This is a genomic window from Bacillus sp. FSL K6-6540, from assembly GCF_038007545.1.
This window is the reverse complement of the sequence record NZ_JBBOXH010000001.1, coordinates 1383020-1398149: the sequence shown is the minus strand read 5'-3', so window position 1 is coordinate 1398149 and position 15130 is coordinate 1383020. Positions and strand designations below refer to the sequence as shown.

General features: G+C 55.6%; 12 protein-coding genes. All 12 read right to left on the bottom strand.

Going from position 1 to position 15130, the window contains the following annotated elements:
• Positions 1 to 52: 52 nt before the first annotated feature.
• Positions 53 to 3151, bottom strand: a complete 3099-nt coding sequence (locus MHH82_RS05995) for a glycoside hydrolase family 2 TIM barrel-domain containing protein (protein ID WP_445661991.1) — start codon at positions 3149 to 3151, stop codon at positions 53 to 55.
• Positions 3152 to 3301: 150 nt separating this feature from the next.
• Positions 3302 to 4114 (bottom strand): carbohydrate ABC transporter permease, encoded by an 813-nt coding sequence (locus MHH82_RS05990; RefSeq protein ID WP_012819319.1) that lies wholly within the window; start codon positions 4112 to 4114, stop codon positions 3302 to 3304.
• Positions 4111 to 5124 (bottom strand): carbohydrate ABC transporter permease, encoded by a 1014-nt coding sequence (locus MHH82_RS05985; RefSeq protein WP_012819318.1) that lies wholly within the window; start codon positions 5122 to 5124, stop codon positions 4111 to 4113. The genes MHH82_RS05990 and MHH82_RS05985 overlap by 4 nt, the downstream gene beginning before the upstream one ends.
• A 23-nt stretch (positions 5125 to 5147) precedes the next feature.
• Positions 5148 to 6425, bottom strand: coding sequence for an ABC transporter substrate-binding protein (locus MHH82_RS05980; RefSeq protein ID WP_012819317.1), 1278 nt, complete (start codon positions 6423 to 6425; stop codon positions 5148 to 5150).
• A 141-nt stretch (positions 6426 to 6566) separates the two neighbouring features.
• On the bottom strand, positions 6567 to 7742 hold the full coding sequence (locus MHH82_RS05975) for a response regulator transcription factor (RefSeq protein WP_251499609.1): 1176 nt from the start codon (positions 7740 to 7742) through the stop codon (positions 6567 to 6569).
• Positions 7720 to 9465, bottom strand: coding sequence for a cache domain-containing sensor histidine kinase (locus MHH82_RS05970; RefSeq protein WP_340964288.1), 1746 nt, complete (start codon positions 9463 to 9465; stop codon positions 7720 to 7722). Before MHH82_RS05970 ends, MHH82_RS05975 begins: the two co-directional genes overlap by 23 nt.
• Before the next feature lie 217 nt (positions 9466 to 9682).
• Positions 9683 to 11389: an amylo-alpha-1,6-glucosidase gene (locus MHH82_RS05965; protein WP_340964285.1), complete on the bottom strand. Its 1707-nt coding sequence runs from the start codon at positions 11387 to 11389 to the stop codon at positions 9683 to 9685.
• A 275-nt stretch (positions 11390 to 11664) separates the two neighbouring features.
• Positions 11665 to 12363, bottom strand: coding sequence for a YqeB family protein (locus MHH82_RS05960; protein WP_260871438.1), 699 nt, complete (start codon positions 12361 to 12363; stop codon positions 11665 to 11667).
• Positions 12350 to 12949 (bottom strand): TetR/AcrR family transcriptional regulator, encoded by a 600-nt coding sequence (locus tag MHH82_RS05955; protein ID WP_251499624.1) that lies wholly within the window; start codon positions 12947 to 12949, stop codon positions 12350 to 12352. Before MHH82_RS05955 ends, MHH82_RS05960 begins: the two co-directional genes overlap by 14 nt.
• A gap of 171 nt (positions 12950 to 13120) precedes the next feature.
• Positions 13121 to 13318 (bottom strand): hypothetical protein, encoded by a 198-nt coding sequence (locus tag MHH82_RS05950; RefSeq protein ID WP_009594397.1) that lies wholly within the window; start codon positions 13316 to 13318, stop codon positions 13121 to 13123.
• 20 nt (positions 13319 to 13338) lie between these two features.
• Entirely contained in the window at positions 13339 to 14547 is a 1209-nt protein-coding gene (locus MHH82_RS05945; protein WP_340964278.1) for a hypothetical protein, read from the bottom strand.
• Positions 14544 to 15011 carry an RNA polymerase sigma factor gene (locus MHH82_RS05940; protein ID WP_096775145.1) on the bottom strand — a complete coding sequence of 156 codons (468 nt, stop codon included), beginning with the start codon at positions 15009 to 15011 and terminating at the stop codon, positions 14544 to 14546. The genes MHH82_RS05945 and MHH82_RS05940 overlap by 4 nt, the downstream gene beginning before the upstream one ends.
• Positions 15012 to 15130: the final 119 nt, after the last annotated feature.

Genomic DNA, 15130 nt, shown 5'->3' with positions numbered 1-15130 from the left:
TATTCCCCTTCTCCAGAAAATCCGGTAACGATATGAGATGAAAATCACCGGGTTACTCGTATAATCCCGCTTCCACGCGCATCCGCCGGCTCAGCCGTACCGGATCCGTATCCTCGGCAGCGTAAGACTTCAGCAGCATGCGGAACGAGAACGGCTCCGGCTTGATCGAGTGCTCGGGAGCCTGTGCCGGACCGCAGCTGTTGCTGCCAAGCCCGTTCTGCCGGTAATCCAGGTTCAGCGTAATGAAACGCTGCGGAACCAGATCGCTGGCATGCGCGGCAGACTCCACGTCCTGATCGGTGTAGCGGCTCGCACTGAAATTAAGGGAGGGCTCGCCTACGGCAAGAAGCCCCAACCCCGCACCATCCGCCAGCGAGACCCAGCGGACATCCGAGCGGTTCCCGTTTTCCTGCGGATAGATATAGGGCGTAAACAATCCGTCCACGGTGCTGCGGTATTCCCCGAACCGTCCCGCTTCCAGGCTGTCCGGGTAGCTTTCCCCAGGTCCTCTGCCGTACCACCGGACATGTTCCATGTCTCCCGCGACTTGCATTTGCAATCCGATTTTTGGCAGCATGGCGGGCGGCGTGCCGATCGGCTCACCCTTCACATCTATGATGATCAGGCCGCTGGAAGTGATCGTATAGATCGTTTCGCAGCGGAAGCCCCAGTCGTATACCGGCGGAGCGATGCGGGAAACCCGCTTTACCTCAACGCATTCCCGGTCCAATCGCTTCCATTCGAAATGATCGACCCGCTCGGAGAGCCGGTCCAGATGGGCCTTGCGCCAATCCGGAAGCACGTACATGTCGTTATCGATCGGCGGACGCCAGAAATTCAGCGCCGGTCCGCCAAGTGCAATTCTTTTGCCATGCATGGACAAGGTTTCGAAGCCGGCATGAAGGGCGCTGAGGGACAGCTGAAAGCTTCCATTCCCGACGTGCAGGCCATGCTTCTCCTCGCTAATCTGCAAAGCTCCCCGCTGTAAGGCAGCCGTCGGCTCGAATTCGGGCTTCGACGATTCCCGCAGCAGAAACTGGGACCATGCCACTTCATGTCCCCGTTCCGCCCAGCGGCAGTCCGCGGCCAGCGAGAGGGATACCTCCAGCCACAGCTCGGCAAACGGATTCACGCCTATTGTCGCTTGCTCCAAGGCCTTCAGGAGGCTTAGCTCCGCGCTTGTGCCTGCTTCGATGCGGGGAAGGTCCAGCGCTCCGCTGCGGACAAGCTGTCCATCGGACAGCACCCGGTAATGGGCCTGCAAATGATCCAGCGAAATGAAATCATAGCGGTTCATGATATGAAGCACACCGTGTCTTCGCATCGACATGCGGACAGGCTCAATGACCTTTTTGTATTCCAGAAGTCCGGGTGAAGGCATCCGGTCCGGACGGACCAAACCATCGATGACAAAATTGCTGTTGTTCGGCACATCGCCATAATCGCCGCCGTACGCATAATCCATCCGGCCATCGGGTGTCCTTCTGCTCAGCCCGTGATCGATCCATTCCCAGACGAAGCCGCCCGCAAGCCGGGGATGCGCTTCAAAGGCATCGAAGTAGGGGCGCAGTCCGCCGGGCCCGTTGCCCATCGCGTGCGCGAATTCGCACAGAATATGCGGCTTGGGATGATCGGCCATTTTGCCGAAGCCCTCCATCTTCTCGACGGAGGAATACATGGTGCTCACCACGTCGCACACCTCGGCTTCGCGGTCCTCCTCGTAATGGATCAGCCTCGTGGGATCATGCTCCCGGCACCACTCCGCCATTGCGCGGAAATTGCAGCCGAAGCCGGATTCGTTGCCGAGGGACCAGAACAGCACGGACGGATGGTTCTTATCCCGCTCCACCATCCGGCGGACGCGGTCCACGTACGCTTCCTTCCAATCCGGATCGTCGCTTAAACGGGAAATGTTGCCGAGCGGCTCGAAGCCGTGGGTCTCCAAATCCGTTTCTTCCATGACGTACAGCCCGTACACGTCGCACAGCTCGTAGAATCGGGGGTCATTCGGATAATGCGCCGTCCGCACGGCATTGATGTTGTGCTGCTTCATCAACCGGATGTCCTCCAGCATCGTGGACAGGGTGACGGTTCGGCCCGTATCCGGATGATGGTCATGGCGGTTGACGCCTTTCAGCAGGATCGCCCTGCCATTAACGAGGAGCTGTCCGTCCTTTACTTCGATGGAGCGGAACCCGACGCGCTGCGCCACCGTCTCCAGCGTCTCCCCCTGATTATCCAGCAGGGTGATCACCAGATGGTACAGCGCCGGTGACTCGGCACTCCATAAATCCGGGCCCGCCACCTCGATCTCGAAATTTTCCACGGAAGAGTGTCCGACGTCTTTGCCGGTTGACCCCATCTCCGCTCCAGCGCCATTCAACAGCCGCAACTGGACGGAGCCGCGCTCCGTACCTTCCAGCTCCAATCGCACCTGCAGCTTCGCGTTCCGATACTCGGCATCCAGCTCGGTCGTTACGCGGAAGTCGTTGACGCGAAGAGCCGATGGCTCCGCGATCAGGTATACGTCCCGGAAAATGCCGCTCATCCACCACATGTCCTGGTCTTCCAGATAGCTTCCATCGGACCATTGGTATACCCGGACGGACATCTTGTTTACGCCGGGCTTCACATAAGGCGTCAGATCGAATTCCGAAGTCAGCCGGCTCCCCTGGCTGTAGCCGATAAACGACCCGTTCAGCCACACATGGAACGCGCTGTCCACCCCGTCGAATTTGACGCAAATTTTTCTGCCGTCCCAATGCTGCGGAAGCTCGAACTCGCGGACATAGCTGCCGGTCGGATTCGCATTTGGCACATGCGGCGGGTCCACGGGGAACGGATAGTACAGGTCCGTGTAATGCGGATGCCCGTAGCCCTGCAGCTGCCAGTGTCCCGGAACCGGGAGGTCATCCCAGGCCGATACATCATAATCCTCCCCATAAAATGCTTCCGGAGCGCTCTCAGGCTCCTCGGCATAGTGGAATTTCCACACCCCATTCAGCGATTGGTACCAGGCCGAGCTGCCTCTGTCATAACTGAGCGCTCCGTCCGCATCCGCGAACGGAATGAAATAGGCCCGGCTTTTTGCCCGATTTCGTTCCAGCACGCTCAGGTCATCCCAGTCGCGGCCGATACGATGGTCTTTCATCATGTCTCTCCATCCTTTCCCAAGCGGTCTAAGCTTCTAGAGGTCGTTCAAAAAGCCATCTTTCCATGACTTTTTGAACACGCACTTCTATGTTCTGATGCTGCTTCAAGCTCCATATCCATTGTGGATGCCTCTTATCGCCAGCACCGTTTACCCCTTGATCCCCGTTGTGGCGATGCCGCCAACGATATAACGCTGCGCGAAGAAAAAGACGGCCAGCGGCGGAATCGAGATCAGACAGGTGATGGCCATAATGGATTGCATGTCGACGCCGTGCATGCCCTTGAATTGGGATAACCCCAGCGTCAGCGTATATTTCGTCTGGTCGTTCAGGAAGATGAGCGGGCCCAGGTAATCGTTCCAGCAGCTCATCATATGGAACACGGCCACCAGGATGAGCGACGGACCCATCAGCGGCACGATGATCCGCAGCAGAACCGTCATTTTGCCCGCCCCGTCAATCGTTGCCGCTTCATCCAGCTCCTTCGGCAAGGTCATGATGAACTGGCGCAGCAGAAAAATGAAATAAGCGGAGCCAAACCAGGACGGAACGATGAGCGGTTTGAGCGTATTGATCCAGCCCAGGTAATTGAACTCCATATACTGCGGAATCATGGTCACTTCCCAAGGAATCATCATGGTGGCAAGCACGATCAGAAACAGCGCGTCCCGCCCCTTGAATTGAAACCGGGCAAACCCGTAAGCTACCAGCGTGCACGAGACGAGCTGCCCGAGCGTCGACAGCAGCGTCACAATCAGCGTATTTTTCAAAAACAGGTTAAAGGGCTGAATGCTCCAGGCCTCCGCGAAATTGCTGAACCTCCACACGGATGGAAACCATTTCGGAGGAAACAGATACAGCTCCTGCTGCGACTTCAGCGCCGTCGTGACGGCCCAGAAGAGCGGAGCAATGAACAGCAGCGAGCACAGAATGAGCAGTGCGTACGTGATCACCTTTTTCATACAGAACCTCCCTCCCTGCTGGCTTGAACCCCTTGCTTGGCACGCTTCGGCTTCGCCTTCTCCTTCTTTGTCTTCATCTCGCCCTCATAGAACACCCAGGCCTCCGAAGACTTGAACACGAGGAACGTCAGCGTCAGCACGATCAGGAACATGAACCAGGCGTTGGCTGCGGAGTACCCCATCTTGAAGTATTTGAACGCATTCTCGTACATGTACATCGCATAGAAAAACGTCGACTTCAGCGGGCCCCCGCCCGTGAGCAGAAGCGCCAGCGTCAGCTGCTGGAACGCGGCAATGATGGACGTAATCAGGTTGAACAGCAGCGTCGGCGTGATCATCGGAATGGTCACATTGAAGAACTGCCGAATCTTGCCCGCCCCGTCCATCGAGGCCGACTCATACAGGTCCTTCGGAATTCCCTTGAGACCCGCCAGAAAAATAAGCATCATCGAGCCCTGTCCCCATAGGCTTGCAATGACCATGGCGACCAGGGACCACTTCGTATCGTTCAGCCAGTCCGGCCCTTCGATGCCGACCAGCGATAAGAAATAGTTCAGGATCCCGTAATCCCCGCTGTATACCCAGGACCAGATCATGGCGAGGGCCACGCCGGAAATGACCGACGGCAGGTAGAAGGCGGTGCGGAAGAACGCGCTTCCTTTTACCTTCTGATTCAGCAGCATGGCAAGCCCCAAAGCCACGATGATGTTCAACGGCACGAACAAAGCCGCGAATTTCAGCGTAACCAGCAGCGATTTCCAGAACAGCGGATCGTTCGAGAACATCTCCACATAGTTGTCGATGCCGACAAAGGTCACTTGGCCTACGATCGGCCAATCAAAAAACGAAATGACGAGGGAAAACAGCAGCGGGCCAAGCGTGAAAACCAGGAATCCGAATATCCATGGAAAAATGAAGAGGTAGGGCACGGCCCCACCCCAACGTTTTGGTCCAAGTCGCTTCGGGGCCGCTGTCTGCTGTTGTGGGTAAGGCACTTGCGTTTGGGCCATTTTCGCGAACCTTCTTTCTTCGATTATTTCAAATAGCGTTCGCTATCCTTCACCGCCTGGTTCAGAACCTCCTGCGCATCGCTGCCGAACATGACGGATTCCACGGCTGCCGACAGCTGGCGGTTCACTTCGTTCCACTTTGGATTCAGCAAAAAGGCCGGCGTATTGTCCGAGCGCTCCAGCATCGTGTAATACGGCTTGTAGAGCGGATCCTGGTCCTTCTTCAGCTCGTTGACCACGCTGACCCGGACCGGAAGGTCGGCCACGCGCATTTTGATCGCTTCATCCGATACGTAGAACTTGATGAACTCCCACGCCAGATCCTTGTTCTTGGAATCCTTCGCTATGGATAACGCGGATTCGGCCAATACGCCCTTCACAGGCTTGCCCTCAAAGGCCGGCATCTCTACCGTGCCCACATCGATTCCGGCTTCCCTGAAGGATTCCAGCGGCCAGATGCCGCTCTCCCACATGGCAATCTTGCCCGCTTTGAAAATATCCTCCCCGCTCTGCTGCCCTTTGCCTCCGGTCAGGACCGCCGAGCCGTTCTTGAGCATATCGCCCAGCATCTGAATGGCTTCCGCCGTTTCCTTGCTGTTCATGTAGCCTTCGATCGTTGTGCCGTCCTCCGAGATGAAGGATCCACCGTTGCTCCATACGAACCCTTGAAGGTCATACGTATCGTTCTCGGCCCGTACGCCGAAGCCGTACTGCTTCTTGGATTTATCCGTCAGCTTCTGGGCGATTTCCTGGAATTCCGCCCATGTCCATCCATCGCTCGGGTAAGCAATGCCCGCATCGTCGAACATCTTCTTGTTGTAGTACACCACCCGGGTCGTAAAGCCCGCCGGGATTCCGTACAGCTGATCGTCGATCTTGCCGTAGTTGAACAATCCTTGGTAAAAATCATCGATGTTCAAATCCTCGTCCTTGGACGCGTAACCGTCCAACGGCTCCAAGGACTGGTGATACGTCGGAAAATCCCACATGTACATCACGTCCGGCGGATTGGCTGCGCCGAATCCGGCGGCCAGCTTCTGATCGAATCCGTCGGCATAGGCCTCGACCTGCACCTTCGTGCCGGGATGCGACTCTTCGAACTTCTTGGCGATCTCCTGCTCGATCTTCAGCGCATCTCCCGTATCCCATGTCGCGAAACGAAGCGTCGTTGCCGCCTCCGATGAGCTTCCGTCCGGCTGCTTCGGGCTGCCGGTCCCGCCGCTGCCGCCGCATGCGGCCAGCAGCGATGCCATTAACGTCATAACCGAAACCATTGCGATCCATGACATTCTCTTTTTCATATTGTCAGCTCCCCTAAAGTATTGAGTTGATATGAATTGAACCGCTTTCATCATAACTCGGATGAAAGCGGTTCAAAACGTGCGCTGATTCGCAGATGATCGTATTTTTGTTCGAACTTTAGCCCGCGGGTGTTCATTTGTTTACGATGATTCCCCTTTTTGTTCGGCACGGTATTGGCTTGGCGTCTGACCCGTGCAGCGCTTGAACCATTTGCTGAAATATTTGCTGTCTCCGAGTCCCGTCTTCTCGGCGATCTCCTGCATCGTTAAGGAGGTTTCGCGCAGCAGGCCGTAAGCAAGGCGGAGCTTGCGCTTATATTGGAACGCGATGAAGCTGTCGCCGACCGTTTTCTTGAACAGGATCGAAAAATGGCTGCGGCTCAGCCCCACCTGCTGGGCCAGCTCCGCTGCCGACCACTCGTCCGCGGGATGTTCGTGCAGCAGATGAACCGCCTGCAGGATCGGCTCCGGCCACTGCTCTCCGCTCAGACCGTACACCCGCTCCAGCTCGGCTTCCTTGTGCAAGGATTGAAAGGCTTTCTGCACATCCTCCGAGTCCTGAAGGCCTCCCCTCCAATTCCAGGCAAGCTTCCCGCATCGGCTCTTGATCTCCACCAGCAGCCCGTCCGCCGCTTCCTTATGTTCATCCGGCACGGCCCAATAGCAGCTGTCCGCGCCGTACGGAACCCGCTTGCTGCTGCGCAATCCCGGCTCCTCGGAGCCCTGCTCCTTCAGCAGGTGCTCCCAACTGCCGCTGCAGCCCGCCGTTTTGATCAGATACAGCGAAATGCGCTTGCCCTCTCCCAGCCCGGCGCGGCTGCAAAGCTCCCGGAGTTCGCCGGGGAAACGGTCGCTGTGCCCGTTAAGCCAAGCAAACAAATGGGCGGAAACCTGTTCTTCCAGCCCGTACACGTTGGCCGGCGCATCAGACAGCTCGCGTTGAAATTTACCCAGCATCGCTTCGAGCTCTTCGTCCTCGAAGGCGGTTTTCAGCAGATATCCGGACGCGCCAAGCCGCATCCCTTCCTGGGCATATTCGAAATCCCGGTGGCAGCTGAGCAGAATGATCCGGGTTTCCGGCGCAGCCTCCTTCACCTTCCGGGAGAACTCGATCCCATCCATCTCCGGCATGACGATATCCGTAATGACGACCTGCGGCCGAAACTCCAGAAAAGCCTCCCAAGCTGCCTGGCCGTTGGGGCTGTCCGCCACAACTTCCATCCCGAACCGTTCCCAGGGCACCGTGGAGCGGAGTCCCTTGCGCACAATGCTTTCGTCGTCGGCAATCATCACTTTAATGTTCCCTGTATTCATCATCGAAAGACTCCTCCCTTTTCGGCCAGCGTATGATGATCGTTGTTCCTTCTCCCTTAACCGAATGCACCTTCAGTCCGTAGAGCGGACCGAAATGCAGCTTGAATTTCTGGTCGGCGTTCCGCACGCCAAGCCCGCCGCGGCCCTTCCGCTTCGTCTCCGGCGAAAACAACCGCGCCAGTTTGTCTTCCCTGATGCCGGCTCCGTTATCGCGGAGCGTGAGCACAAGCTCGTCATGATCCTCCTCGACCTTGACATGGATCTCTCCCTGTCCGTCCGTAAAGGCATGGAAAAATATATTCTCGAACAGCGGCTGAAGCGTCATCCGCGGAATCAAATACGGCAGAAGCGAATCATCGCAATCCAGGCGATAACGAAATACTTCGCCGTACCGGATTTCCTGAATCTTCAGGAAGTGGCCGATCATGCGCAGCTCCCTGTTTAGGGTAACGAGCTCCTGGGAAATATCCAGATTTCCCTCCAGCACCATCGTCAAATGGTACAGCATCTGGCGAATGTCCTCCGCGCCTTGCAGCCGGGCCTTCCACTGGATGGAATTCAGGGTGTTGAACAGCAGATGGGGGTTGATCTGATAATGGAATGCGCGCAGCTCGGCCTCTTTTTTCAGCCGCTCGCTCTGCTCCACCTCGCCAATCAGGGTCTGCACGCCCGTTACCATCCGGTTAAAACTCATGTCGAGGCTGCCCAGCTCATCCCTCCCCTCGATCGGCGTACGGGTATCCAGCTTGCCGAAGCTTACCTTCTGCATCGAGTCCTTCAAGGTCCGGATCCGCGAAGTGAACCGGGAGGAGAACAGATAGGCGATGCCAAATGCGAGCAGGCAGGAGACGATGGCAACAACCATCGTGTTCGCCCGGATCACGTCCGAGGATTGATAGAACGCCTTGGCGGGAATTCTGGCTTCCATGGTCCATTGGTTGGCGTCAATCGTCCGGGTCCAGGCCACATCGCTGTCATGGGGCGTATACGGAGCGTCCGTCTCATACACGACCGTGCCGTCCGGCGATGTAATAAGCAGGTGGGCATGCGTGTCGGCCTCGAACTTGGCATAACTTCGCAGCAGCTCCTCGGCGTTCTCCTCGATCAGGATGACGCTGCCGTCCTGAGCCTTGTCCGGGTGATGGATCGGCACCGCCAATCCTAGGACAGGCACATTGTCGCTATCGCTGTTATTAATGGAATGATCCTGTGGATAGAAGCCCAGCCAATAGGTGCCGGCATAGGCTTTCGGCCTGGCGTTCCACGCCGGGATATTGCCGAGTTTGTTCACGTCCAGGTTGTTCTCCCCATAGTAATAATCGGAGCTCGTTATGATGTAGATCCCGGCTGTCAGCTGCGTCCGCAGGGACTTCAACAACGATTCGAAATCGTTCTTCTCCATGATGTCGCCATAGGTGGACGGCGTCCCGTTCCCGATTCCCGAATGGCTCGGGTCCAGCAGGTAGGAATAAATCGTCTCCGCCGTCTGCTTCATCCGCCCCAAAGCCGAACTGGTCTGCTGCTCCAGCTGCGCCACGGCATTATCGCCGTATTTGCCGAACTGGGAGTTAATCACTTTAGCGGATTGCACATAGGAAAGTCCGCCAAGCGAGAACAGCGGAATCAAGGTGACGACTAAAAAACAGGTAAGCAGCTTCGTTCTTATACTGTGATAGGTGCCGGTGAACATCCGTCCGGCTCGGTCTTTGATTCCCTGAAAATTCATGGTTACTCTCCCCATTGTCGTATCGAATCGTATCGTGAACATCCATCCGATCGTTCGCCATGCGGCTGTACTGCTTACGAGATCCCGTGATACCGCTTTCATTATAAACCTGAACAAAGGGCTTGTAATTAGGCGGCAACTGGAAAATGAGAGGAAACGGAAAAAGCACCTCCTCCGCAAGGTCAAAAGCCCGGGAAGAAGTGTCATTCCGTGACAGTTATAACGTGTATTCATGTCCCAAAATCAAAAATACGCTGGAGGTCCAGGTGAACGCCCGATCGCGCAGCCCGGCTCCGGTCAGGGCATCAAAATTCTCGGCCATGCCGCTGAGACTGACCATTCGGCAGTACCGCTGCGCAATCTCCATGGCCAGCTCCTTATCGCCGGCCGCCGCCACCCCTTCGACCAGCAGCATCGTGGAAGGAGCCCAGATCGGTCCGCGCCAATATCCGTCCGGCTTATAGTATGAGCTGCTTACGCTTTCGGTCGCCCAGCCGTTGCTCGTCAGAAATCGGCTTTCATCCCGAAGCCCTTCCAGCAGAGCCGTGCGGATATACTCGGGAAGGCGTTTACCCAGCAGGATAGGAACGAACAGCAGCAGGCTGTCCCCTTCGGACGGCTCATGCGTTCCCGAACGGCAGGCCGTAAACCGGCCGTCCTTCCAGAAGTGCCGAATCATGCGGTCCAGCGTATCGTCCGCTCTCCGTCTCCATCCGGCCGACTCCTCCGACAGGCCCAGCAAGCCCGCGATTTCGGCCAGCGTCTCCATCTGGATAATCAGATAAGCCGCAAGGTCTGGACTCTCGACGGGAATGCCGTTATTGAACGCCGTGCTGTTGTCCCAGCCCGAGTCGTTGCCGTGGTTATACTGGGGAATGCCGTCGCCGTCATGATCCCGGTGCGTGAACCACCACTGCGTCCATTTCGCTAGAGGGCCATAGACCTCGCGCAGCTGGGCCTCCTTGATGTAATCCGTCCGACGCATCATCCAGGCCAGCGTCCAGCCGTGAATCGGCGGTTTGTTGCAATTCCAAAGCTCGTATTTATCGTTCACGAAGTCCGGGATCAGGCCGCTCTCATCCTGCCGGTCAAAAAAGATCATGAGCTGGTCCCAAGCCAGCTCCGGCTGATGCCGCACGAGAGCCATCGCGTTAAAGCAGTTGTCCCAGCTCCAGATGTTGGTCATCCAATTCTTGGACATATACATGGCCGGGCGGGTCAGGCAGCCTTCGGCGGGAACCACGCAGGACCAGGTAATATAGGCGGCGAGCTCCCTTGCTTCCTGCCACTGCTCAGAAACGGCAAGGGTGCTGTTCAGCCATCTGGCGTAATCCTCGCGAGCGCTTACAACCGCATCGTCGAAGGACTCCCATTCGCCGCGCGGCTTCAAGACGGTCATGAACTCTTCGACCGCAAATTCGGCCACATTGGATGCAGGATCCAAGAAGAAATCGGCGGTCACCCGCGAGCTCTTGATCTCGTTCCATTCAACCTCCATGCCCATCTGGCCCGCAAGCCGGGTCAGCATGAAGCGGCAGCCATGCGTGAAGCTGTTCACCTCCCAGCTGTCCGGATGGGTCTCATAGGCGTAATCATACGCGGCGGGGAAAAAGGTAAGCCGGATGCCGCAGCCTTCCGAGCGGAATCGCACGGTCCGGGAGTCCGATATGCAAATATCCGCATGGCCTAACGAATCGGATGCCGTTAGCCTGATGTTGTCGGGTGATGCAATTGGTTCAAACGAAACCGGCTCGTTCTGCCGGTTTAGCAGTTCTATCAGAAACGCCTCGCCAAACTTGTCATCCCCTCCGCGGACGGTTCGCAGGTAAAGACCTTGTCTGCGATCCTTGGCCGCTGGCAGGAGGGATATCGCCAAGAAGGACTCTCTTCGGCTGAAAGGTACGATATTCAGATCAAAATTCATAGGACATCTCCTTCGCTGAGGTATCGCTTTCATTGTAAAGCTTCCCAAGGAAGGAGAGGACTGACGGATGTCTTGCCGATAGAGGGATATTGTTTGGGGCACGCTTGCTTTAGCGAGGGAGGTGTCATTTTGTTCGATATGAGGGGATACAAATGTGCGGGCGAATGTCTGGAGTGACCGCAGCCGATGACGGTCATCCCGGTCGGAGGGAACGGATTCAATCTCCGTCCGGGATCGTCCGTTTATCGGACCAGCCCTTATGGTTGTTATGCCTGTTATGGCTTCTGTCCGTGCTGACGCCAATATTGTCTTTTTCCGTCATCGCGCACGGTGATGCCCAGCTTCGATAGTTCCCGGCGCAGATCAGCCGCGTCCTCTCGATCCTCGTTCTTGATGGCCTTCTCCCGTGCCAGGAAGAGCGCGTTCATGCTAGGCGTCAGTTCCGGCGAATCGGCAACCCATCTGACGTAATCATCGGCGAACGGATTGCGGTCTCTCCAGGAGTAACCGTGCCGCTTGAAGGCTTCGGCCACCGTTTCCCGCTTGGCTTCGGGTTTCTCGCGATAGAGCTCCTCCCCTTCGTTGCCCAGCAGGACCAGCTGCTTGCCGTCTATAAAGGCAGCGGAAACTTCTTCTCTCCTAAAGGTTTGTTCAGCCTCATGAATGCGGAGTGTAATCTCCTTGTCCGACAGGCGAACCGCAAGGCTTTCTTTAATGGCTAAGTGAGAGAGCACCGTCCCGGCAAGCAGCCCTACAACAGCGGTTACGATAACAACCCATGGGCCCTGGATGGATGCGATCAACTCCAAGGGTCCTTGAAATGGCACCCAAGCCAGGCCCGTTGCCCAATCCGCAATGACAGGCAGAAACCAGCCGACCACCGCGCCTAATAAAGGCGGCACCGCCCATACCAGCATACGGTCTGCCCATGATAATCCAAGATCACTGTATTCCCTCTCGTTATTCAATGGCATCCGCTCCTTTCCTGAGAACGCTGTTCACCGCTTCTTTCCAGACCGCTTGATAGTCCAGCGGAATCTCCATCATGATATAACTCGTGATATTATCGATGACCAGAGCCAGAACATAGGCCTTGGAATCCGCATGCTGACGATCGACGACCCCGAAGTCGACCCCCAGCTTCATGAATTCCCGAAAGCCGTCCAGGAACGATTGCTGCATGGCAGCTACCCGCTGTCCGTAATTGGCATTCCGGTTTGCGGTCAGCATGAACTCGCTCAAAAGGCGCATCACCGGCACGAAAGCTTCTTCCTCCTCGGGAAACATGCGCAGCCCGCCCTGGTACAGCTGCTCCGCGAAGTTAAACTCATTTAGCCCGGTTAGGGAGAAATAATGATCGAAATGATAATCGCTGAACATGTATTCAAAGACCCGCTCCACCAGTTCATCCTTGGACGCAAAGTGATAGTAAATCGACGGTTTCGTAATGCCCACTTCGCCGGCAATCATCGCCAGGCTGGTCTTCTCGATGCCATGTGTCGCAAACAATCCGATGGCAGCCTCGACGATTTGCTGCGAGGTTAAATCCTTCTTTTTCACGCTGTCATCCGCCCCTTTTTTTACCTACCGATAGGTAGAATTTTAAGATGGATGATGGAGGATGTCAATATTTTTTTAACTACCGGTAGGTAAAAAAACTAAAAATCGCCGATGCTTATCGCATCGACGATTCATAAGAATTAGGATTTGTCGCTTAACCGGCTCAACCGATTAAAGCATTCTTCTTCCCATCATGATGATGGTTTCAAGCAGCGCCTTCCACTTTCCTTCGACCGTGCGTGCGGTCTTTGCGGCGTGGGCCGCTGCATTGCGTTTCGAGCGCAATTTCGTTGCCATCCGGCATCGTTCCAGTTCCTGACGGAGATCGCGAACATGCTGTTTGGCAATATCTTCATTATTGATATTCATGTTTCATTCCTCTTTTCTTTTTATAGCGACAACATTCCGACATTACCAATACCTGCAAGCTCCTCTTCCGTCCCCTTCACTATAATACTTCCATTGTTTGCCCGAAGGTAAGGGTACAAAATGCCTTTAATTCTTTTTTCCCCTACAACGACTTCGCCGAAAAGATCCAGGGAGGACATCGAAGCCTTAATATCTTCCTCGGTGACGTCATCGTCAAAGGTCAGCGTCCCGTCAACAATGAAGCTCGCCGGCTGGCCCAAAGCCGCAAGCTGATCCCTCGACCAGGTCTCCTCGCCGCTGATGAACACAAACAGCCGCTCATAACTTACGATTTCCGTATTCAGGTTGGGGCAGCGCTCCCAGACCAGATCTTCGATCTCTTCGCCGCAAATGATGAACGAAGTTGACTGTATCTCCGACACGGCCTGGCTGAAGGCGTCCCGGGTCACGTCCGCCTCGAGAATGAGCGGCTTATTCGTGTAGAGCTTATGGCCTTTAAATCGACGCACGCTTCTTGCGTTTAGCCGTAACGGTTTGGTTACATACTCGAATCCTGCCGGGATCACCTCGACCAAGCCGTTAATCTTTTTCAATTTATCGTAGAAATAAGGGGATTGATGTTCATGGATAATCGCCTTGCCGTTGACTTGGATCTTTTCAATCCGGGCCGAAAACTGCTCCATATCCAGCTCCTTATCCAGATGAACCATGCCGTTCAGGACCAACTCCATAGGCTCGCTGCTGGAGGCCAGATATGCATTGTTCAGCTGCACTTTCCCGGACTCGAACCGGGGTTCGTATTCGTAAGCGTGAATCTCCGCGCTGGCGCCTCCCACTTTGAGGAGTGCAGAGGTAACGGCAGCGGCCAGATGCCGTGGAGCATAGACCTCGCCGTTAACCACCAGGTGCAGCGTGCCGCTCTGGAATGCTTCAAGGGATACTCCTTTATCGATGATGACCGTGCCGTTAACGAATACGCGGTCCGGCTGCTCCAAGAGCTGAAAATATTCCTCGTTCAGCCGCAGCGTGCCGCTGTAATAACGGTGTCCCTCGGGGATTTCAATCGTCTTGCCGATATTGCCTGCGTTTTTCAACAGCGTGAGGAGGTGTGCCGTCTCTGCTCGGTATATTACGAGACCTACGTTTCCGATCCGTTCGATGCTTGTTACGGTTTCCTCCGTTGCCTGCGTAAGATCCAACATCCCTACATTCTCGATGATTCTGCTCATTTCATATCTTCCTCCCATAGTTTTCTCAATTTTTTGATGGCGGTTTGCAATTTGTAACGAACCGTGGCTGCCGGCATACCCAGCTGCTCACCGATTTCCTGGCTGGACATCCCGAGCCAAAAGCGCTTAAACACGATATCGCTCTGCGATTGCGGCAAACGGGCGAGCCATTCCGTCATTTCTATATTGCGGCTTGAAACGGGGAGCTCGGCGAAGACCAGATCATCCTCCCACGATACGAGCCGCTTCTCCCGGCGGCTAATATCGATCATGCGATTTTTGACGACTCTGAAGAACCAGGCCTTTTGCTTGTGAAGGGGCAGCGCTGCCAGGTTCGGCTCCTTGATGGCTTTCATAAAGGCATCCTGGACCAGATCATCCGCTTCGTAAGCATGCTTGGCGATGGATCTGGCATAACGCTGGACATCGTCCTTCAGGTTTTCATAGAGATCACATACTTGCATTAGCCAACCTCTCACTTTTCGTTTTGTCTTTTCTGTTAATATAACGTTTGGGAAAAAGAAACTGATGGATATTCTCAAAATTATTTTTCAACCAATCAAAAACACGCCGACCGTCTTCG

Coding starts and splice junctions, on each gene's coding strand:
- MHH82_RS05995 (WP_445661991.1), bottom strand. CDS start 3,151: ATGAAAGACCATCGTATCGGCCGCGACTGGGATGACCTGAGCGTGCTG.
- MHH82_RS05990 (WP_012819319.1), bottom strand. CDS start 4,114: ATGAAAAAGGTGATCACGTACGCACTGCTCATTCTGTGCTCGCTGCTG.
- MHH82_RS05985 (WP_012819318.1), bottom strand. CDS start 5,124: ATGGCCCAAACGCAAGTGCCTTACCCACAACAGCAGACAGCGGCCCCG.
- MHH82_RS05980 (WP_012819317.1), bottom strand. CDS start 6,425: ATGAAAAAGAGAATGTCATGGATCGCAATGGTTTCGGTTATGACGTTA.
- MHH82_RS05975 (WP_251499609.1), bottom strand. CDS start 7,742: ATGATGAATACAGGGAACATTAAAGTGATGATTGCCGACGACGAAAGC.
- MHH82_RS05970 (WP_340964288.1), bottom strand. CDS start 9,465: ATGAATTTTCAGGGAATCAAAGACCGAGCCGGACGGATGTTCACCGGC.
- MHH82_RS05965 (WP_340964285.1), bottom strand. CDS start 11,389: ATGAATTTTGATCTGAATATCGTACCTTTCAGCCGAAGAGAGTCCTTC.
- MHH82_RS05960 (WP_260871438.1), bottom strand. CDS start 12,363: ATGCCATTGAATAACGAGAGGGAATACAGTGATCTTGGATTATCATGG.
- MHH82_RS05950 (WP_009594397.1), bottom strand. CDS start 13,318: ATGAATATCAATAATGAAGATATTGCCAAACAGCATGTTCGCGATCTC.
- MHH82_RS05945 (WP_340964278.1), bottom strand. CDS start 14,547: ATGAGCAGAATCATCGAGAATGTAGGGATGTTGGATCTTACGCAGGCA.
- MHH82_RS05940 (WP_096775145.1), bottom strand. CDS start 15,011: ATGCAAGTATGTGATCTCTATGAAAACCTGAAGGACGATGTCCAGCGT.